Consider the following 19,554-nt stretch of genomic DNA (forward strand, 5'->3'; position numbering starts at 1 on the left):
AAAACATCGCTCCTTGAACTGAATGTGCTCTAACCGCCATGCTCTTCATGCAGGTGGCTTAAATCGTTCACGCTCAATAAAACCGGGAGCCCGCCTTTGAATTCCAGCGAACACACGGCAGCGTTTCCCTGGTAGTAGCGCCAGAACGATGAAAAAGACTCCCCATTAAGATAACACCCTAAGGCCATAAGAACGCCGCCGTGCGTCACAACCAGTACGGTGTCGTTCTGATGGAGGGCGGTTAACCGCCCCAGGCCCGCCAAAGTCCGGGTTAATACTGACTCGAGGGATTCACCCCCAGGGACAGTGACAGTTCCCGGATCCTTAAGCCAGTGACGGTATAAGGACCCGTATCCTTCTTCTATCTCGGTCGCACTTAATCCCTCCCACTCCCCAAAGTTCATTTCTCTGAACTCCGGCATGACGCCAACCTCTAGTCCGTGAGGCTGGGCTATGATGCATGCCGTCTGGTAGGCTCGTGACAAGTCACTCGAATACACCGCCGATAAGGGAGCTTGCCTAAACCTGCTGGCAAGTCTCGTCGCCTGCCATATACCCCGTTCGCTTAACGGAACATCGGTCGCTCCTTGATACCTCCCCTTCTCGTTCCATATGGTTTCTCCGTGACGGACCAAATACACCAACATATTCTCAGTTCTCCTTAGTCTTACACCCCAAAAAAGAGTCAGACCTGCTTAGGCTTGAACAGCTTGGAAATAGCAGCCCCAGTGCCCAGCCAAACCACGGTCACGGCAAAAGCCCACCCAATTTGGGGAATCATAGTCAGGAGCTGCACAAGTGAAAGTCCCAGCAAGAACAGCCAAAACGGGTGGATGTTCTCCTGCCAGCCCGTATAACGGCCTATGGCCATTCCTGAGGCCGTTGCCACAATAATCTTGCTCAAATAAATCAAGAGCAGGTAGAAAAAAACCAGGATCAGAGCCAAAGGAACACCAATTACCGAAAACATCAGTGTAATGGCCAGAAGCGGTATAGTAAAAAAAGCGAGTCCTCCCATCAACAGGCTTTTGCCGGGTTTGTCGGCTATTTCACTTCCAAGGCCTTCCCATACCCCGGGCAACAACCAGCGAAGGACAATCCATGTCAGTATCAAGCTAAGAAACCCTGATATCACGTCTAGGTATTTCTCGTATCGGTACCGCTGTTTGCCCTCCGTCCTGGTCCAGTGTTGTTTTCCTTTGACCTGAGCCCCTTGCTGCAAGACTGCCTTGCTCGGCCCAGAATATACCAAATCCCCTTCAATTACGGCTTTTTTCCCCAGCCTCAAACTTGAGGTCTCAGAAAGGCGAACGTTCCCTCCTATTTTCCCGTCCAAGTAAACGGTTTCCCCGGTAGCGCTCACATGTCTTCCTACCTCTCCGTCCAGACCGAACCTGTTCACCGCAAAGACCAAATCCCTGCCAACCCTACCATTCTTCTCAATGTATAAACTGCTGGCTGCGGCAGTAAACGATCCTCCAACCGCCGATCTTAAAGTAACTTCGCCTGCCCCAACTCTCGCGTCTCCCGCCACGGGAGCGTTTATGTCAACTGAGTTGGCCACACCGATGAAGTCACCCCTAACCGCTCCGTTAACCACCACTTTTTGGGCTATCACGAACACGTCCCCGTCTACTTCTCCATCCAGGCGTACTGAATCGCCGCAAAACAAGTAGGGACCATGCAGGACCTTGCCACTACCGACATAAACGGTGTCACTGATCCTGGTCTGAAAGGCCCAACTCTGACCAGTACCCATCCACAAACACAAACTCACGACAAAAAAGCCAACCACAACCGACCTGCTCCAAGCGCAAACTCGTTTCATTGTTCCACCAGCCGTACTCGCTTTTTTATCAGCTTCACGATTGACCTGATTTCTTCCTCCCGAAAACTCCCTAAATGGAGAATCAAAGGTTTATCTTGCCCCTCAACATAAAAGATAAGTCTGTAAGTATTTCTCAAAGTTTTTTCGCCAGGGTTCAAGGCCTTAACCACGTACCCCACTTGCGACCATACTAACTCCTGGCTTTGCCCTTCGGTTTCCACCTTCATGCCCTCGTCGTCTATGTAAAGGCTTCGATAGTAAGACACACCAGCCGGGAAAAAAATGTACCCACGTTCCTGACGCAACGAGAAGATATTCCCGGCATCCGCAGCCCTGCGTCCTGCCTGCTGCCTCTTAAGATACACAAAAGCCTGACCTGCCGCCGCCGCGAGCAGTAACCCGATGACCGTCCAAGTCTTCCAATCCAGCCCTGTCACCCCTCCCTGTCACCAAGACAACTATTCACGCTCTTGCCGTAAAGGCTCCGCCGTTCTCCGGGTTTGTTTTACTTCTGAAACAACAAGTAGCACATCACTCCCAAGAAAAAAATTAAAAGATTGCAGTGGCAATTGCAACCTAATTATATGTCCCAATTACATATTTCCCTCGCGTATCACCCATCTGAAGAACAAGCGTCGACAGCCATCCTCAACCGCGAGGGTTTTAATTATAAAAGGCAATTTAACAGGTTAATGGTTATTATTCTTTCGCCTTCCTGGTTCGGGTTTGCCACTGGTGGTATTCCTCAACCCACGTTGCAGCCGAAACCCAATAACCGCAAACTTCAGGCTTGTTTTCTCCCTCTCGCCACAGAATAAGGTAGACGTACGGAAGCCTTTCATCGTTGTCCCATTTAGATAGCCGGTACAGTTCCCACAGGATACCCGCACGAGCTAAAGCAACAGAACGGTCGATCAAGGCCTCAACCAACGCTACACCGGTCTCCGCCGGTGCACCGTGCCTTTCTGCCATGCGGCACGGATAGTCGGCAACCGGCCCGTTACTAATTTGGCTAGTTGCCCACTCGATGACCTCGGATTCGCTGGCCTTTCTCACCGCAGCACTCATGTTCAATTCCCCCTCGCCGAAAAAAACCTACAAAAAACATGAAGCCTTCCGGAAAATACTCCAGAAGGCTCGCTTCCCCATGGTCGGAGCGACTGGATTTGAACCAGCGGCCTCTTGCACCCCAAGCAAGCGCTCTCCCAAGCTGAGCTACGCCCCGATCTGCTTCGTAATTCATGTTTGTCTAACCATATGCTTCCGAAGCAATTATATTGTACGATCCTGATACCGCGGTGTCAAGCGATGCGGGAGGTTTTGCTTAGATCAACCCAGCCCAACAAGGACCCTATCTAAGCCGTCCAATAGTCGTTTATGTTTTCCGGTCTAAAAATCCCTTTATCAGTAATTATGGAGGTGACCAGCTGAGGCGGAGTCAAGTCAAATGCGGGATAAACCGCCTTGACTTCCGGCCCAGTTATGCGGATCCCACGAAATTCCAATACTTCTGAGGGGTCCCGGTACTCGATCGGAATCTCTTTCCCGGAACGGGTACGTCGGTCAGGCCCTCCATATCCTAGAACATGAAAAGGAATGCCGTAGTAATTAGCAACAATAGCCAGCTGCAAAGTACCAACTTTGTTGGCAACCACCCCATCTATGGCCACGCGGTCAGCCGCAACAAAAACGCGATTTATAAGGCCTTGCGACATAAAGTGGGCCGCCATATTATCGGTTATCAGAGTAGTATCAACCCCCAACTGGCTTACCGACCACGCGGTCAGCCTTGCTCCTTGCAGGTAAGGCCTGGTTTCCGTACACATCACCTTGACGTCTTTGCCGTTCCCCCGAGCATATCTGAGCATATAAAACAGGGCTGGCCCGGCAAAGCAGTGGGTTAGAACCGTTTCCCCGGTTTTCACCAAAGACTCGGCCTCTCTGCCCGTTTTTTCTGAGCGCACCTTTTGTTTGTCAAGAATCGTTTCTAGGTACTGCTGAATGCGGTTTGATAAAGGTATTTCTTTCTCTTCATTTGTTTCTGCCAAGTCCCTCTTCAACCTGTCCAGTAAAGCCGCCAGATGAAAGCCAGTAGGACGCGTTGATTTCAACCGGTTTATCACCGGTTCCAATTCCTCCCATTTAACGGTTTTACCCTGTCTTTCTAAGGCCTTGGTCGCAAGGTACAAGCCATAACCGGCGGTGATGGCAATATCTCCTGCTCCCTGCACAACCATATCTTCTATTGCCCGAGCCACCTCTTCGTAATTGCGGCACACCACCGGCACCTGTTCTGTCGGTAATTTCCGCCGGTCAATAATAACCAGGCTGTCATCTTCTAGATAAACGTTGTTGCGCAAATCCATCAATAGGGGCTCTTGCATTGCGCTTACCATCTCCCATTAGCTGTTATACGAAAACTAGGCACTTGCTACCTCTAACTCACAGGGTTTCTGCAAAGTACTTTTTCTGCCAGCCAAAGTATGCAATACCTCTATCACCTTATCCTCATTGTCAACCCTAATACATCCTGTGTTCAGCAGTTCTGAGTAAAGGTTCAAAGCTACACCACCAGTGTAATCGCGTTCCTCCATGCTCCTTTTCTCCAGTAGCACAATCGGTACACCAGCCCGTGCCGATTCGCATACTGTTCTTAAATTGCCAAGGTTCCCATGCCCAAAAGGAACATCTCCAACTAATACTACATCCGCGCTGGTCATCATCTCTAGATTACGTTGACTCGCCTCGTCGTCCACGTCAACAAAAGCGGGTATATCGAGAATGAACAAGCCTAGTTCTTTGGCCAACATCCAGTCACCATCGCCGTGATTGAGCACACCCACCGTAACCTCATATCCCTCCATCACTAACCGCCCCATCAACTGAGATGCCATTCCTCCCCCCGCGACCAAATGAACCTTGAATCCTTTGGATTCGGTGGGGTTAAGCTTGGGTGACAAAGTTACTTGGGGGCAACCAAGAGTCGGATGAACCGTAATTAACACGTCGTTCCCATAAACCCTTCTGATGTTCTCGGCTGTGATCACATCCTTCGGCTTGCCGGATGCATAGATACGGTGATCCGATAAAAGCAACAAGTAGTTGCAATACTGGGCAGCCAAATTGAGATCGTGAAGGGTCATGATCACGGTCAGACCTTTCCGGTTCAACCGTTTAAGTACATCCATAATCTCGATCTGGTGATTAATGTCCAAGTAGGACGTAGGTTCATCCAGTAACAAAACATCAGGATCCTGAGCTAAGGCCTGGGCAATGAGTACCCTTTGCTTCTCCCCACCACTGAGTTCGGTTACACTTCTTTGGCTTAGATGGCCGGTTCTTGTTATCTCCAGGGCCCACTTTACTACCGCCTTGTCCGCTGGGGTCAAGCGCTGGAACCGGTTACAGTGGGGTGTTCTACCCATGGTCACGATGTCTTCCACCGTGAAGTCAAAATCGATCTCCGCTACCTGAGTCACAAAAGCCAGTTTTTTTGCCAGCTGAGACCGCTTCATTCGGTGGACATTTTGCCCTTCCAGTACGACTTCTCCGCTGATGGGTTTCAGTACTCCGCTAACGGTCCTGAGCAGGGTTGTCTTGCCCGAAGCATTAGGCCCGATTATCCCGATAAATGCCCCTCGGTCTACTGCAACAGTGATTTCTTTCAACACTTTACAGTCATTGAACCCGCAAACAAGGTCTTCAATCTTTATTAAATCCGTCATAACCGACCTATCCTCCAAACTAGCAGACGGTCTCGTCCTAAATGCCATCGCCACCCCTGTAATTCCCGAGGGACATGACAAAGGCGGTTTCTCCAAACTCATTCTCACATGTTGTACCACCGTTAATGCTTAACAGATATTGCCATGTCTAAGTCAATTATCATACGGTTAAGAAAAATAAGTTCTGCGATGCCGGCGAAGAAGATAGATGAAAAACGGGGCCCCGAATAAAGAAGTCACTACCCCCAGGGGGATCTCCACCGGGGCCAATAAGGTTCTTGCTGCTAAGTCCGCCAAGACCACCAGTATCGCTCCCGCCACGCCTGCTGCAGGGATAAGTTTCCAGTGATCGGGTCCAATCAATATTCTCACCACGTGGGGAACGATTAATCCGACAAAACCTATAATCCCGCTCGCAGCAACTGCAATTGCCGTAAGAACAGAAGCGGCGACCAGAAGTATTCTCTTCGAAGTCTCAACTTCAACCCCCAGGTGTTCGGCTGCTTCTTCTCCAAGGAGCATAACATTGAGATCACGAGCACAGTATATGGCCAAGCCCACACCAACCACGAGGTACGGCAGCGACCACATTACGTAATCCCACGACCTCCCCGAAAGCCCTCCCATAAGCCAGTAGACCACAGCATGCAGGCGGTCATCACTGAAGTACATCAGTAGCGAGACTAGCGAAGAGAGAAACGCGCTGACCGCTATCCCCGCCAGTAGCAGGTTCTGCACCGGAATAACATTACCCACCCGCGCCAGGTTGTAAACCACGATTACAGTCACCAGGGCTCCCAAAAACGCGGCTAACGGTACAGAACCTAGCCCCATCCAGGTCCAACTGACAGCCAAAACCATAGACGCCGTAGCTCCTAAAGCAGCTCCAGAAGAAGCCCCTATGACATAAGGATCGGCCATGGGATTTCGAAACAACCCCTGAAAAATGGTTCCCGCTACTGCGAGGCAAACCCCCACTACCATAGCCAGCACCAGCCGAGGAAGACGAATAAACCAAATGATCTCCCGAAAAGTAGGAGGCACGTCTGAGAATCCCTCTTGCGTTCCGGGAAGCTGAGAAAACAATATCTTGATAGTTGTTTTAAGAGGAATTTGTACCGCTCCGGTTCCAAGAAAAACCAAGGAAACTAAAAACAAAGCCAGAATCAATATCGGTATCGCGAATCTTTTTCCGAAGTCAGGCAATTCACTGCCTCCTGTTATTTGAATAGCTCTGGATGAATACACCGGGCAAACTCGTCAATTGCTTGGACCAACCGGGGCCCAGGACGGTTCACGATGTCCGCATTCACCGTGTAGATATGCCCCTGGCGAACTGCGTTTATCTGCCGCCATCCGCCGGGTCTGTCGTAAAGGTTAGCAGCCTGAAGATCTCCATGTCCGTATGAATGGATGATTACATCCGGGTTTTTCGCTATGACCATCTCCTCACTGTATTGGGGCCATGCCGTAGCCGCGTCATCTGCTATATTGAGGCCTCCACACAAGCTGATTAAATCGTTAATGACCGTCTTGGGTCCAGCAGTAACTAGCGGATTGTACCACACTTCATAGTAGACACGGGGGCGGTCTTTTGTTTGCTGCACCTTTGCCTTCACCTCGTCCATCTTGCTGCGTATAGACTGCGCTACCTGGCGAGCTTCGGTCGCACATCCCGTAGCCTTTCCCACCATTTCTATTGATTCCAGGGTTCCCTCGATGCTCTTAGGGCTGACAACAATAACCGGGATAGAAAGCTTTTGAAGCTCGTCTGCGATCTTAGCGTGCAGGTCCCCCGCTACTACTAAGTCCGGTTTGAGGCTAACTATCTTTTCGATACTGGGATCCGAAAACCCTCCTACTTTCTCTTTGTCTTGCGCCTCCGGGGGGTAATTACAAAATGTCGTAACCCCAACAATGCGTTTGTCTAATCCCAAGGCAAACAATATCTCGGTGTTGCTCGGTGATAAAGAGATTATTCTCTGTGGTTCCGCTTCGATCTTAACTTGGCGACCCAGGTCGTCGGTAACTGTTACCGGAAACCCCTTATCCGGCGTTGGCTGTTTCGTCTGCGAACCCCCTTGTCCCGAACAGCCGGATAAAAATGCCGAAAAAGCCAGCCATATGAGCACAACTACTAGCTTAGTGAAAAGCTCCGTTTTTCTCATCCTCTTCCCTCCAGTAGCTGTATGAGTATACTAGACTCTGAACATGTTGTTTATGCTAACGTCTGTTTTAATCGATAAGAAGAAGCCCATTCCAAACAACTTCATCTGAGACCGGAAATCGTAAAGACAACCCGGCTTTTTCTGCTGTTGCCACGACATCTATACCCATAGCCTCCATTGACGGCCGGGCTTCGAAAGGATGCCTGCAAGGCTTGCCGGAAGCAATACCAACACACTCGTCGCACAGATGGCACGCGCCACCGATAAGTCCCGCAGCAAAACGGAACCCTAACCTAAACGCTTCTTTTTCTCCCAGGTTAATCATAAAATGCAGTTTTCGGGCTCCTCCGAACACGTCGGCGTAATGTCTTTCCCTCTCGGGAACAAAAAACTGGCGATACTGTACCAGCAAAGCAATGTTATATAACCTGAGAGCCTCTTGGAACTCGTTAACCATGGGCAGGTTAGGAGGACACATCAGTCCTCGGTTATAGCTGTCACACACAGGGACCAGGCATTTAAGCCGTACTCGGGGATCAACAACTATTTCGCGGGCTGGAATGCGCGCTACGTGGCCCCCATGGTCCTGTAGAACCCGTTCAATCGAAGAAAGTTTTGTCTCCTTTTCGTCATACATATTGACAATTCTCCTTCTCTGCACGACATCTTGCCCTTTATGAAATTCCAGATATTTCTCCTTCCCTGAAGGTCACCATCTCCCTCAGTATTTTGGTATTGGCTTGAAGTGGTTGGTGATCTCACAGGGCAAAAGCAAAGTTCCCAGTCGATTAGCCATCGACTGAGAACTTTACCATCATCTCGGTTCCTACCCCTTTTCCGCGAAGGTGGTAAAGAATTAGAACAGGCAGGTCTCCTGGCTCCCGGATCCTCGCTTTGCCTGCGCCTTCCCATCCGGCACTCAAGTCGATTCAGGAACCGGGTGGTAACTGCGGTTTCTACATATACCTACCACTTGGAACGAGTTCCGATACGACCTGAGTGCCGGAAAGTGGCTCCTGCGAGGTTGCAGGCGTTGCTCCCCGGCTACAGTGGCGCGACCGCGCCGGCTTACGAACCTATGCGGCTGGTTCACCGGCTTCCCTATTATCCCCATACGGGCACCTGTCCGATAGTATTCTATTTTTGGATACCCAACATTTCTACTCCTTACCGGCTACGTTTGGCCCGAAGGGCTGAATATACCCTTCCTCCTTACCCTTGATGATGTATTCCATAGCCATCCCTGCTGCTTCGATGACCATCTTCATGCACTGGCGGAAACGTTCCTTGTCCTGCCACTCTGGGTAATTTTCATTCAGCTTAGCACAATCGAGGTATTGAAACTTGGCTTTAAACTCGTGGGGAAGACCGTTGAAGAAACGGTATAGTCCCGGGTTTCCGTAGAGCCGGTCCACCCTCTCCTGGAACTCGCCTTCCAACGGGTTCTTGCGGCCGTGGACAGCTCCAACTGCCATGACTGCACCGATAAGAGCCCCGCAGTTGTTGCCTGAAAGCCCCATTCCGCCTCCGAAACCGGTAGCCATAGCCACTACCTCAGGTGGAAAATCGGTAACTCCTGTGTCCAGAATAGCCTTCAGTACTGATTCGGCGCAGTTCAGACCCTCGCGGAAATTCTGCCGCGCGTTGTCCTTAGCCTTTTGAACCAGATCCTCGCTCATTATATTCGCCTCCCCAAAAAATAACCGGATACATAAAATCAGAACTCAATCCCGGCCCTGGCTTTGATCCCTTTAGCATAAGCATGTTTAATCTCTTTTACTTCGCTTACAGTATCGGCCAGCTCGATGATCTCAGCTGGAGCTCTTCTTCCAGTTAAAACCAAGTCTAACTGAGGCGGTTTATTCTTCACCAGTTCTACTACCTCTTCCACCGGAATCAGTCCAAAATCCATGCAGATGTTGATCTCATCCAGTATCACCATGTCGTACTCCCCAGAAAACATAGCCTGCCGGGCCATTTCTAACCCTTCCCGGGCCTCTTCGATGTCGGCCGGAGTTGCCTTACCTTTGATAACGAACTTCTCCAAGCCACACTGGCGAACCGTCAGGTTAGGCAGGTATTTTTCCGCACATATATGTTCGCCGTAGGTCCTCCCCTTCATAAACTGAAGGAAGAATACCTTAAACCCGTGACCCATAGCCCTCACAGCTTGCCCAAGAGCCGAAGTGGTCTTACCTTTCCCGTCCCCGGTTATGACCAGTACTAAACCCTTTTTTTCCTCCTTGCCTTCAGTCACCTGCGTCCCCTCCTATGAATGCACTACCGCCACGACCATAACATTCGCTCACCGTGCCGGTCCAAACTATGAGTTAACCCGAGCAGTTTCCATCTCTGTACATAACGGTGTTTCGTCGGCACTTATATATCAATAGCAGGTATCGGTCGTTAATCAAGAATCAAACTGGAAAGACTACCGGAACTGAAAAGTTCGGGGCAGCTAATGTTAGTTACAATAGCCAGCACAAACCAGCACAGTGGGAATGCAAAACGATGCGGATCGCGAGATGTGGCCTCACCCCCTCAGCCAACAAAAAGCGCATAAACATAACATGTCTTTCTCTAAGAGAATTCTATTTCTGTTCTTTAATTTTTTATAATCAAATTATAGATTAGTTTGTATTGCCTTGCAATGGTTCCACACCCGGACCTAAGTTGTATTCATGACGAGCGGGACCTTACGCCGCAACCGGTATCACGGCTAAACACTGAAAACGCCGCTTCCTATGTAGCGACTGACCACGGAGTCCACAATTTTAGTATGCCGTAACGGGATGGAAACTATAGTTACCCTCGAATCCCTCTTGACTCCCCGTCCTTCCCACGATAAATTTAAAAAAGACGGTTGCGCTTAAACATAAACTCTATACACGTCTGCAGAACAGACGCTAGGGGAGCTCCTGGTAGCGGGGCTGAGATACGGGCGGCAAGCCCGCGACCCTTTGCACCTGATCTGGATAATACCAGCGTAGGGAAGCGTGCAGGTTTTGGTTTTTAAGGTGGACCTACGTGGTCCGCTTTTATTTTTGTTTAGGAGGTAGGTAGTGGTGTCAAACAGTATCGGTCAACACTTAGAAAAAGTTCGCCAAATCAACCCCTTGATTCACCACATCACGAACTACGTTTCGGTTAATGACTGTGCCAACATCGCCTTGCAGTTAGGGGCGCTTCCGGTAATGGCAGATGCGGTGGAAGAAGTTGAAGAAATGGTTTCCCTAGCCGGGGCCTTGGTCCTGAACATCGGCACTCTAAACAAAAGGATCGTCGACTCTATGCTCAAAGCCGCAAAGAAAGCTAACGAGCTAAGCATACCGGTTATACTTGACCCTGTGGGGTGCGGAGCTACGTCTTATCGAACCCAAACTACCCTTCGGCTGCTCGAGGAAGTACGTGTAACCGTGCTCAAAGGCAACGCGGGGGAAATAGGTACCATAGCCGGTCTTGAAGCTGAGGTTCGTGGTGTGGAATCCGGGAACGTAACCGGTGACCTGGTTCAAGCCGGCCAGAAACTTGCTGCACGTCTGGGTGCAGTAGTGGTGGTGACAGGAGCTACCGACTTAATCCTTTCTCCTTCGGGTGCCGCGACTGTTAGTAACGGTCACCCGTTCCTAGGCCGCATAACCGGGACGGGCTGTATGGCCGCAACCGCCGTCGCTGCTTTCTCCGCAGTAGCGGAAGATGCCTTTGCCGCGTCAGTCTCCGCTCTAGCCTGTTTTGGCGTAGCAGCTGAACTGGCGGCCTACAGTAACCCTTCGGGCCCGTTAAGTTTTAAAACCGCCTTTCTCGATGCCATAGCTGCTCTCCAACCGGATCAGGTCACCAATTTGGCCAAAATAGCGTACATCTGATAGAATTTATAGATCAAAGTACTCGGGTTTGGAGATTTTGAGATGAAGCTCAATGAGATTGGTGAAATCGGGTTGATCCAACGAATTACGAACCGCTTGAACTCGGTTAACCAGCGTACAGTGCTCGGCATAGGGGATGATGCCGCTGTCGTTGAGGTTAGCGGCAATAAGCTGTTGGTGATAACCACCGATATGCTGGTAGAAGGTTCCCATTTCATCTGGGAAAAGATATCGGCCCGTGATCTGGGTTACAAATCCCTGGCCGTGAATCTTAGTGACGTGGCCGCCATGGGAGGAAAACCTTTACACGCTGTGGTTGCGCTGGGCCTACCCAGCTCTTTGCAGGTAGAAGATATCGACGCTTTTTATGACGGGATGGAGGAACTCGCTTCACGGTATGGAGTAGACATTATCGGGGGGGACATCACGGCTTCCCCCTCGAGTTTGGTAGTCAGCCTTACGGTGGTGGGCGAGGTAGATCCGGCGCACTTGGTAACCCAGGCCGGAGCGGCTGAAGGTGATCTGGTAGCTGTGACCGGCGAGCTGGGCAGTTCTGCTGCCGGGCTGGCTATTTTACTAAACGAGTTGCCGAGAGTCAGTTCACCTGCTCGTGAACTTGCTTTGACCAGACATCTCCGCCCTCAGCCCCGCGTAGAGGCAGGCCAGGAACTCGCCGCAACCGGCAGAGTCCACGCCATGAAAGACATAAGTGACGGCTTAGCGAAGGAGCTGAATACTATCGCTACCGCCAGCAAAAAGATGATACTGATCAAGGCAGAGACTATTCCTGTATCTCCTGCCGCCGCAGCTGTAGCAATCGAACTCGGTCAGGACCCTTTGCCTATGGCCCTTACCGGCGGCGAGGACTACGAACTGGTATTAACGTTCAGCCGAGGAGAATGGGAACTCATACGCACGATTTGTCAGAAACTGGATGTGCCCGTCCATGTGATCGGCGAGGTGATGACTGGGGAAGGGGTTTTCCTCGAGAAATCGGGAGTCAGAGCTCGGCTGACTCCTGGCGGGTACTCCCATTTTTGAAGAGTAGCCGTCCCCTCAGAACAATCAGCGAGTCTACTAAACCCGACGGAGAGTGCAACCAAGCCCACAACGGGGGAACCGGCTAACCTGTGCTCCGATTTTAGTAAAGCCCAAGAAATCGGGGCGATTTCCTGGCTGCCATACAAAGCCGAAACAACGTTAACTGCCTGCTTGTTCGGGTACGGATAAGCCCGAGCCCCGTAGTGTTTGCCCGTCTCTCCTAGCCCTCTTATCCACACCGTTATTCCTCTATTTCGTGCAGCCTGAACTTGGCATGTAAAGCATTTACCGCCTTTTCCACCGAATCGGCGTCGATTATGCAGGAAACCTTGATCTCTGAGGTGCTGATCATCTGAATATTAATCCCCTCATCGGCTAGGGCCTCGAACATGCTGGCAGCTACTCCCGGATTGCTCTGCATCCCTGCTCCTACTATCGACACTTTGGCTACGTCTTCACCGTACGTAAACCCGTTAGCCCCGATCTCGCCGGCTACCTTTTCTACCACCGGCAAAGCCCGGGCCAGGTCATCCCGGGTAATAGTAAATGATATGTCATTGCGCTCGTCGCGAGTCGCGCTCTGAATTATCATGTCCACGTTTATCCCCTGCTGGGCCAGAGCTTTAAAAATAGTCTTTGCCATCCCTGGAACATCAGGCACATCGAATAAAGCGAGTTTAGCTACGTTCAAATCGTGAGCGACACCGGTTACTATTCTCCCGTTCTCCATCTCCCTACCCTCCATAATCGTAGTACCATTTCCCCCGTTGAAGCTAGAGCGAACCTGGACTCTTACCCCGTGCAGTTTGGCAAACTCAACCGCCCGCGGCTGCATTACTACCGCCCCCAGGCTGGCCAACTCCAACATTTCGTCATAAGATATCCAGGACAACTTTTTCGCGTTAGGCACAACCCTCGGATCCGCCGTGTAAACCCCGTCCACGTCCGTGTATATATCGCAGATATCCGCTTTCAGCACCGCTGCCAAAGCCACCGCCGTGGTATCCGAGCCACCGCGTCCGAGAGTGGTAATATCGCCATCGCCAGTCATGCCTTGAAACCCTGCGACCACAACCACATTGCCCTCTCGTAATTCCTTCCATATGCGGTCGGGGTGGATCTTACTAATCCGAGCTTTGGTGTGAAGGGTGTCAGTATAGATACCTGCCTGCCAACCGGTCAAGGAAACAGCTTTACAGCCCATGTTATTGAGCGTCAGGGCCAACAAAGCCGCCGATTGCTGCTCGCCTGTAGCCAAAAGCATATCTATTTCGCGCTCGCTGAGTAACGGTCCTATCTGCTTCGCGAGATTTAATATCTCGTCAGTCGTATCCCCCATAGCCGAAACCACGACTACCACTCGGTTGCCGTTGTCCTTCTCTGCCTTAACCCTCCTGGCTACGTTCTTGATCCTCTCCACCGAAGCTACGGAACTACCGCCGAATTTCTGCACAACTAAAGACAATTCATGGTCACTCCTTTTCCCTTGCGGCTCGTTCTTGCAATATGATGGTCACTATCATTGTATTGATGTATCTAATCACTTGCCCCTTTCAAACTTTACTATCTTCGCCTTCCACCCGGATGACGTTGCAAATCTCTGCCACTATACTCATTTCTCCCAACACCATCAGGGCATCTCGCAGGTCAGATTCAGGAACTCTATGGGTCACTAAGACCAGCTGGGCGAACTCCTCGCCGCTTGTCTTCTGCAGCACGGTAGCTATGCTCAGCTGATGGCTGCCAAAAACCCCGGCGATGGCCGCCAATACCCCAGGGCGGTCCTTAACCAGCATCCGAATATAGAACTTGCTCTCCACTTTGTCGATAGGAATAATCTCCTTGGCTTCAAAACAAGTACAGCCCAGCATGCCGGTGGTACCATGACTGAGGTTATGGCATATCTCCATTATGTCTCCCACCACCGCGCTAGCAGTGGGCATCTGCCCTGCCCCTCTTCCAAAGAACATGACTTCTCCCACCGCGTCCCCGTTCACGAATACGGCGTTGTAAACCCCCTTTACCGCGGCCAGAGGGTGGTGCATAGGTATGAAAGCCGGGTGGACCCGGGCTTGCACCCGGCCGTCGATTTCCTGCGCGATAGCCAGGAGCTTCACCACATAGCCCAATTCATAACCGTACTTGATATCTAAAGGGCTTAAACGGGTAATTCCTTCAACGTAAACGTTTTCGAACGTAACCCGGCTGTTGAAGGCGATCGAAGCCAGGATGGCAATTTTACGAGCAGCATCATAGCCTTCTACGTCTGAAGTAGGATCAGCTTCAGCATACCCCAGTTCCTGCGCCTCTTTCAAAGCCCTCGAAAACTCTAGGCCTTCCTCGCTCATCTTAGTAAGGATGTAGTTGGTTGTCCCGTTAACAATCCCCATTACTTCTTTGATTCGATTGGCACCTAGCGAATGCTTCAAAGGATAAATTAAGGGGATGCCCCCACCAACACTGGCTTCAAAAAAGAAGTCCACCTTGTTCTCTTCAGCTGCGGCCAGCAGTTCCTGCCCGTGGACCGCTATTAAATCTTTATTGGCAGTCACCACGTTCTTGCCTTTGCGTAACGCCTGCAAAATAAAGGTTCGAGCCGGTTCGATGCCTCCTATGAGTTCTACAACAACACTTATATGGTCATCATCCAGTATGTCTTTGATATCGGCGCAAAGGACGTCTTCGCTTAAACCTAGACTCAAAACCTTCTCCGGGTCTTTTTCGAGGATTCGCTTGATCGCGACTCCTTGTCCGGTACGGAGCGAAATAACATCCCGGTTTGAGGCTAAAAGCTTGACCACACCGGATCCAACCGTTCCACAACCCAAGAGGCCAATATTAACCACGATACTACCTCCTCTGTGACTGATAACCCTATCCTTGATCACTCTAAATGCAGGGAAAACGGTCGAACTTTCATCCGCCCGACGGTGACATTATAGCATACCGGCCCCTGGATTTGACACTTGCCACGCAAAAAACCGGGTAACTTACCCGGTTCACCACCATGCCCCCCTTCGCCTCTCGCTTGCTCGAAGAGACAGCCAGCAACAGCCCTAATCCTCAAATATGACATAGGCCAGGAACTTATCTCCTCGCGGCAGCGATACCTTGAATACCCTCACCAACTGAACCTCATAGGGGACATTCTTGGCATTGCTCATCACTTCAGAAAAATCATCCAGATCTTTTCCAAGGTCTATCAGTTTTTTGGTTTCAAAAACTACACAATTCTGGCGCAGAAACTTCTCTTCTTCCTGAATGAACAAGGCCAGAGTAAACGACCTATCCATCTTGTCCCAGTCCAGGTATAAAATATCCAGCACCCTGTATATCTCTTCTTTAATCAACTGGTTGATCTCCGACTCAAAATTAGGAACTTTGCTCTTCAAGGTTATCAACCGCTTCACCCTGACAAGCCCCCCTCTCACTACGTTTTTATTATTTCGCCAAGCTGGCTTCTCATTCCTGCTTGGGCAATCTTCATAAGATATTGTTCCATCTATTGCCCCAACGGGGGCAGCTCAAACTCGGACCACTGAATCTGTTCGGGAAGCTTCAAGTACAGCAAAAAAGGCTGGTATCGACCAGCCTCACACAGAGCTCTCGCAGTTGCCTTGGCCTCGTTCTTTAAACTGATATCATATGATGATACAGATTAACCCACCGCTACCCTCATTTACTATCCGCTGAAGGGTATCTTGGAGTTTGACCTGGGCGTTTTCTGGCATCCGGTGAAGCTTGTTCTGTATTCCCTCTCTCACCAGGTCATGAAGTGATTTTCCGAAAATATTGGAGTCCCATATCTTCTTGGGATCCTCCTCAAACTCCTCCAACATGTACTTTACCAGTTCTTCACACTGTTTCTCTGTACCGATGATGGGGGTAATTTCGGTTGTAATGTCCGCTCTGATGACATGCAAAGACGGAGCCCTGGCTTTTAGTCTTACTCCAAACCTACTGCCCTGCCGGATGAGCTCAGGTTCCTCCAAAAGCATCTCGTCCAGGCTAGGGGTTACCACGCCGTACCCGGTTTGTTTTACTTCGTCTAAGGCAGACGAAACCTTATCAAATTCGCGTTTGGCCACACTCAAGTCTTTCATAAGCCTCAAAATGTCGTGAGTTCCTTCGACTGCAAACCCGCTGATCTCGCTGATAACCTTATAGAACAGCTCTTCTGGTACCACAATCTCCAGGGAAGCAGCACCCGTTCCCAAGTTCATCTCTTCCACTTCTACGTAACCGACGACATCGATATCACCCAACCGTTCAACCGCTCGTTCAACGTCCCTGACTTTCTTCACATCGTTCAAAATGTTTCTGATCGAGGTGTCGAGTTTAATCCTGAGCCAAAAGTCCTCATCCAGTTCATCTATCCAGCGCGGTAACCGCACGCGAACCTCTTGCACCGGGAATTCGTACAGTACTTCCTCCAGCACCCCGTAAAGATCCTCTACCGAAGCCTGAGCACAGTCAATGGGTATGACCGCCACCTGGTGTTTATCTGCCAGGATATCGGCTAGCTCCATGGCTTCCCTGGAATAGGGCTGAGTAGAGTTGAGAAGAATTACGAAAGGTTTCCCCAATTCTTTTAGTTCGCTGACAACCCGATCTTCGGCCGCTTCATAGTTTTCCCTGGGTATATCCGTTATAGAACCGTCAGTGAAGACAACTATCCCTATAGTAGAGTGATCGGTGATTACCTTACGGGTACCTATCTCGGCCGCCTCTTCGAACGGAATCTCGTAGTCATACCAAGGAGTCCTAACCATGCGCGGCTGGTCTTCCTCGATATAGCCGAGAGCCCCTTCTACAGCGTAACCGACGCAGTCGATCAGTCTGACTTTGAGGTTTATGCCGTTCCTCATATTTATTTCTATCGCTTCATTGGGTACAAACTTGGGTTCGGTGGTGGTTATCGTTTTACCGGCTCCGCTCTGAGGCAGCTCGTCCCTGGCCCTTTCTCGATCATAGATATCTTTGATATTGGGCAAAACTAAGAGATCCATGAAACGCTTGATGAAGGTGGATTTTCCGGTTCTAACGGGGCCTACTACTCCCAGGTAAATATCACCCCCCGTTCTTTCGGCAATATCTTTCAATATATTGTTTCCTTCCACTGACCTTCCCTCCTCGGAATAGACTTAAATCAAGATGACCTCCACCGTATACCCAACCCCCAGCCGATGCCTGGTACTGTTTAACAGTACAAATATATGGATGACGTCCGGTATATATAACCTATTGCCATAAAAAAAGTGCGGCATCTTGCCACACTTGCTTACCATCCCTCTGTCATTTTCACGATTTCTTCAATCTCGTGTTTCTTCTTTCTGCGCATCAGGTCCGATACCGCCTCTAATGGGTCTTTATTGCGGAATAGAACCTGATAAGTGGCCCGGGTTATGGGCATTGTCACTTTGATTCGGCGGGCTAGTTCGTAAGCAGCTCGCGCCGTGGTCACCCCTTCCACCACCATCCCTACTTCATCTAATGCCTCCTTGAGAGTCTTACCCTGCCCAATAAGCATTCCAGCCCTGCGGTTGCGTGAATGCAAGCTGTTACAGGTAACGACCAAGTCTCCTATTCCACTCAAACCAGCAAAAGTTTGGCTACGCGCTCCCATGGCTACTCCCATGCGTGCCATTTCTGATAGGCCTCGCGTTAGAAGCGCTGCCTTCGGGTTATCGCCAAAACCTAGCCCCTCGGTGATACCCGAACCGAGAGCTATGATGTTTTTTAACGCACCGCCCAATTCAACTCCAGCTACATCTGGGTTTGTATACACCCGGAAATTCGAAGTCATAAAAACCTCTTGAACCAAGAAAGCTGTCCGCTTGTAATAAGAAGCGGAAACCACCGCGGTCGGCATACCCTGCCCGACTTCTTCAGCGTGGCTGGGGCCTGATAACACCGCGTATCTGTTGATGATTTCCTCGCCTAAGACCTGGGCCACTACCTGGCTCATACGCAAGTAGGTTTTGAGTTCCAATCCTTTAGCGGTATTCACGATTACAGTTCGAGGCCCTAGCCAAGGTTTTAATTTTAGGGTCACTTCCCTCACAGCCTGTGAGGGCACCGAAATGACAACCAGCCAGGCCCCGCTTATCGCTTCTTTCATATCAGTGGTCATCGAAACCGTTTCCGGAAGAAACACTCCTGGTAAAAACCGGCGATTCTCTCTCGTCTTTTCTATATCCAAAACGCCGTCTTCAGGGCGACCCCACAAGCAAACCGAATACCCTTTATTACCCAACAACCCGGCCAAAGCTGTCCCCCAGCTTCCTGCTCCCAGTACCGCAATTTTCTTCATTACTACCCGTTACCCTCCCAAACTGCCCCGACCCAAGCGCGGTTCCTGCCCTCTGCGCAGGCGTTCGATATTTTCACGGTGCTTGTATACGACAATCAACGTCAATACGAAGCCTGCCAGCACCAACACCCACGATTGGTAAATGACTGCCACCATTATGGGGTTAATCACAGCCGCGGCAAGAGACCCCAACGATACTATCCTAGACACGGCAACGGTGACCAAAAAGAGAATTATCAGAAACACTGCTGCCTTCGGAACCAGGTATATGAGCACCCCGCCGGAAGTAGCTACCCCTTTTCCTCCTTTGAATTTCAAGAACACCGGCCAGCAGTGCCCGATCACCGCTACTACCCCGCAAACGCAAGCTAGGGGCACGCCCCCCTGAACCATACCCAGCCAAGCCGGGAAAATCCCTTTCGCTATATCCAGAGCCGCGGCCAATAAACCGCATTTGACCCCAGCGGTACGAAGAACATTGGTAGCACCAACATTGCCGCTGCCCCGAGCCCTGACATCAACCTCTGCAAAGCACTTCCCGACCAAATAAGAAAAAGGTATTGCCCCGATAAGATAGGCTGCCAGCACCACCAAAACATTCATCCTAACCCAT

Annotated in this window: 19 protein-coding genes, 1 tRNA gene and 2 riboswitches; of the genes, 2 read left to right on the forward strand and 18 right to left on the reverse strand. The window is 50.5% G+C overall.

The genetic code is table 11. The annotated features are described in order from the left end of the window. Window positions 1–29 precede the first annotated feature (29 nt). The 12 genes from SLIP_RS07205 to cobO all read right to left on the reverse strand — a co-directional run bounded on the left by SLIP_RS07205 (window position 30) and on the right by cobO (window position 9,978). Window positions 30–647 carry a histidine phosphatase family protein gene (locus SLIP_RS07205; protein WP_013175618.1) on the reverse strand — a complete coding sequence of 206 codons (618 nt, stop codon included), beginning with the start codon at window positions 645–647 and terminating at the stop codon, window positions 30–32. A gap of 38 nt (window positions 648–685) precedes the next feature. After that, on the reverse strand, window positions 686–1,828 hold the full coding sequence (locus SLIP_RS07210) for a DUF8173 domain-containing protein (protein WP_013175619.1): 1,143 nt from the start codon (window positions 1,826–1,828) through the stop codon (window positions 686–688). Then, entirely contained in the window at window positions 1,825–2,265 is a 441-nt protein-coding gene (locus SLIP_RS07215) for a hypothetical protein (RefSeq protein ID WP_013175620.1), read from the reverse strand. The genes SLIP_RS07210 and SLIP_RS07215 overlap by 4 nt, the downstream gene beginning before the upstream one ends. Window positions 2,266–2,527: 262 nt before the next feature. Then, on the reverse strand, window positions 2,528–2,896 hold the full coding sequence (locus SLIP_RS07220) for a hypothetical protein (protein WP_013175621.1): 369 nt from the start codon (window positions 2,894–2,896) through the stop codon (window positions 2,528–2,530). An 80-nt stretch (window positions 2,897–2,976) separates the two neighbouring features. Continuing rightward, a tRNA-Pro gene (locus tag SLIP_RS07225) sits at window positions 2,977–3,053 on the reverse strand. Window positions 3,054–3,183: 130 nt separating this feature from the next. Next, window positions 3,184–4,212: an S-methyl-5-thioribose-1-phosphate isomerase gene (gene mtnA / locus SLIP_RS07230; RefSeq protein ID WP_013175622.1), complete on the reverse strand. Its 1,029-nt coding sequence runs from the start codon at window positions 4,210–4,212 to the stop codon at window positions 3,184–3,186. A gap of 36 nt (window positions 4,213–4,248) precedes the next feature. Continuing rightward, complete coding sequence (locus SLIP_RS07235; protein WP_242649154.1) at window positions 4,249–5,655, reverse strand: ABC transporter ATP-binding protein; 1,407 nt, start codon at window positions 5,653–5,655, stop codon at window positions 4,249–4,251. A 66-nt stretch (window positions 5,656–5,721) separates the two neighbouring features. Beyond that, complete coding sequence (locus tag SLIP_RS07240; protein ID WP_013175624.1) at window positions 5,722–6,759, reverse strand: FecCD family ABC transporter permease; 1,038 nt, start codon at window positions 6,757–6,759, stop codon at window positions 5,722–5,724. A 14-nt stretch (window positions 6,760–6,773) separates the two neighbouring features. Next, window positions 6,774–7,721: an ABC transporter substrate-binding protein gene (locus SLIP_RS07245; RefSeq protein WP_013175625.1), complete on the reverse strand. Its 948-nt coding sequence runs from the start codon at window positions 7,719–7,721 to the stop codon at window positions 6,774–6,776. A 67-nt stretch (window positions 7,722–7,788) separates the two neighbouring features. Next, the gene (locus tag SLIP_RS07250; RefSeq protein ID WP_013175626.1) at window positions 7,789–8,358 is read right to left on the reverse strand and encodes a DUF2284 domain-containing protein; all 570 of its coding nucleotides are present in this window, start codon (window positions 8,356–8,358) and stop codon (window positions 7,789–7,791) included. Window positions 8,359–8,568: 210 nt separating this feature from the next. Further along, window positions 8,569–8,862: riboswitch (cobalamin riboswitch) on the reverse strand. A 19-nt stretch (window positions 8,863–8,881) separates the two neighbouring features. After that, complete coding sequence (locus SLIP_RS07255) at window positions 8,882–9,400, reverse strand: C-GCAxxG-C-C family protein (protein ID WP_013175627.1); 519 nt, start codon at window positions 9,398–9,400, stop codon at window positions 8,882–8,884. Window positions 9,401–9,438: 38 nt separating this feature from the next. After that, on the reverse strand, window positions 9,439–9,978 hold the full coding sequence (gene cobO, locus SLIP_RS07260) for a cob(I)yrinic acid a,c-diamide adenosyltransferase (protein ID WP_013175628.1): 540 nt from the start codon (window positions 9,976–9,978) through the stop codon (window positions 9,439–9,441). Window positions 9,979–10,619: 641 nt separating this feature from the next. Beyond that, window positions 10,620–10,731: riboswitch (TPP riboswitch) on the forward strand. 55 nt (window positions 10,732–10,786) lie between these two features. On the opposite strand from cobO, the gene thiM reads away from it, so the two are divergent. Together thiM and thiL are read left to right on the forward strand one after the other, a co-directional pair. Beyond that, window positions 10,787–11,587 (forward strand): hydroxyethylthiazole kinase, encoded by an 801-nt coding sequence (gene thiM / locus SLIP_RS07265; protein ID WP_242649089.1) that lies wholly within the window; start codon window positions 10,787–10,789, stop codon window positions 11,585–11,587. A gap of 42 nt (window positions 11,588–11,629) precedes the next feature. Next, entirely contained in the window at window positions 11,630–12,628 is a 999-nt protein-coding gene (gene thiL, locus SLIP_RS07270; RefSeq protein ID WP_013175630.1) for a thiamine-phosphate kinase, read from the forward strand. A gap of 241 nt (window positions 12,629–12,869) precedes the next feature. On the opposite strand, the gene SLIP_RS07275 is transcribed toward thiL, so the two are convergent. From SLIP_RS07275 to plsY, 6 genes are all read right to left on the reverse strand, one after another. Continuing rightward, entirely contained in the window at window positions 12,870–14,093 is a 1,224-nt protein-coding gene (locus SLIP_RS07275) for an aspartate kinase (RefSeq protein ID WP_013175632.1), read from the reverse strand. A gap of 88 nt (window positions 14,094–14,181) precedes the next feature. After that, window positions 14,182–15,474 carry a homoserine dehydrogenase gene (locus SLIP_RS07280; protein ID WP_013175633.1) on the reverse strand — a complete coding sequence of 431 codons (1,293 nt, stop codon included), beginning with the start codon at window positions 15,472–15,474 and terminating at the stop codon, window positions 14,182–14,184. Between the two features lie 210 nt (window positions 15,475–15,684). After that, window positions 15,685–16,038 carry a hypothetical protein gene (locus SLIP_RS07285; RefSeq protein WP_013175634.1) on the reverse strand — a complete coding sequence of 118 codons (354 nt, stop codon included), beginning with the start codon at window positions 16,036–16,038 and terminating at the stop codon, window positions 15,685–15,687. Between the two features lie 231 nt (window positions 16,039–16,269). Further along, on the reverse strand, window positions 16,270–17,748 hold the full coding sequence (gene spoIVA / locus SLIP_RS07290) for a stage IV sporulation protein A (RefSeq protein WP_013175635.1): 1,479 nt from the start codon (window positions 17,746–17,748) through the stop codon (window positions 16,270–16,272). A gap of 161 nt (window positions 17,749–17,909) precedes the next feature. Next, on the reverse strand, window positions 17,910–18,941 hold the full coding sequence (locus tag SLIP_RS07295; protein WP_013175636.1) for an NAD(P)H-dependent glycerol-3-phosphate dehydrogenase: 1,032 nt from the start codon (window positions 18,939–18,941) through the stop codon (window positions 17,910–17,912). A gap of 9 nt (window positions 18,942–18,950) precedes the next feature. Continuing rightward, window positions 18,951–19,544: a glycerol-3-phosphate 1-O-acyltransferase PlsY gene (gene plsY / locus SLIP_RS07300; protein ID WP_013175637.1), complete on the reverse strand. Its 594-nt coding sequence runs from the start codon at window positions 19,542–19,544 to the stop codon at window positions 18,951–18,953. Window positions 19,545–19,554: the final 10 nt, after the last annotated feature.

Origin of the sequence: Syntrophothermus lipocalidus DSM 12680, assembly GCF_000092405.1 — a bacterium.
Lineage (GTDB): Bacteria > Bacillota > Syntrophomonadia > Syntrophomonadales > Syntrophothermaceae > Syntrophothermus > Syntrophothermus lipocalidus.

Excerpts from the sequence above, each read along its gene's own strand:
- SLIP_RS07205 (WP_013175618.1), bottom strand. The coding sequence starts at position 647 with ATGTTGGTGTATTTGGTCCGTCACGGAGAAACCATATGGAACGAGAAG.
- SLIP_RS07210 (WP_013175619.1), bottom strand. The coding sequence starts at position 1,828 with ATGAAACGAGTTTGCGCTTGGAGCAGGTCGGTTGTGGTTGGCTTTTTT.
- SLIP_RS07220 (WP_013175621.1), bottom strand. The coding sequence starts at position 2,896 with ATGAGTGCTGCGGTGAGAAAGGCCAGCGAATCCGAGGTCATCGAGTGG.
- mtnA (WP_013175622.1), bottom strand. The coding sequence starts at position 4,212 with ATGCAAGAGCCCCTATTGATGGATTTGCGCAACAACGTTTATCTAGAA.
- SLIP_RS07235 (WP_242649154.1), bottom strand. The coding sequence starts at position 5,655 with ATGAGTTTGGAGAAACCGCCTTTGTCATGTCCCTCGGGAATTACAGGG.
- SLIP_RS07245 (WP_013175625.1), bottom strand. The coding sequence starts at position 7,721 with ATGAGAAAAACGGAGCTTTTCACTAAGCTAGTAGTTGTGCTCATATGG.
- SLIP_RS07250 (WP_013175626.1), bottom strand. The coding sequence starts at position 8,358 with ATGTATGACGAAAAGGAGACAAAACTTTCTTCGATTGAACGGGTTCTA.
- SLIP_RS07255 (WP_013175627.1), bottom strand. The coding sequence starts at position 9,400 with ATGAGCGAGGATCTGGTTCAAAAGGCTAAGGACAACGCGCGGCAGAAT.
- thiL (WP_013175630.1), top strand. The coding sequence starts at position 11,630 with ATGAAGCTCAATGAGATTGGTGAAATCGGGTTGATCCAACGAATTACG.
- SLIP_RS07295 (WP_013175636.1), bottom strand. The coding sequence starts at position 18,941 with ATGAAGAAAATTGCGGTACTGGGAGCAGGAAGCTGGGGGACAGCTTTG.
- plsY (WP_013175637.1), bottom strand. The coding sequence starts at position 19,544 with ATGAATGTTTTGGTGGTGCTGGCAGCCTATCTTATCGGGGCAATACCT.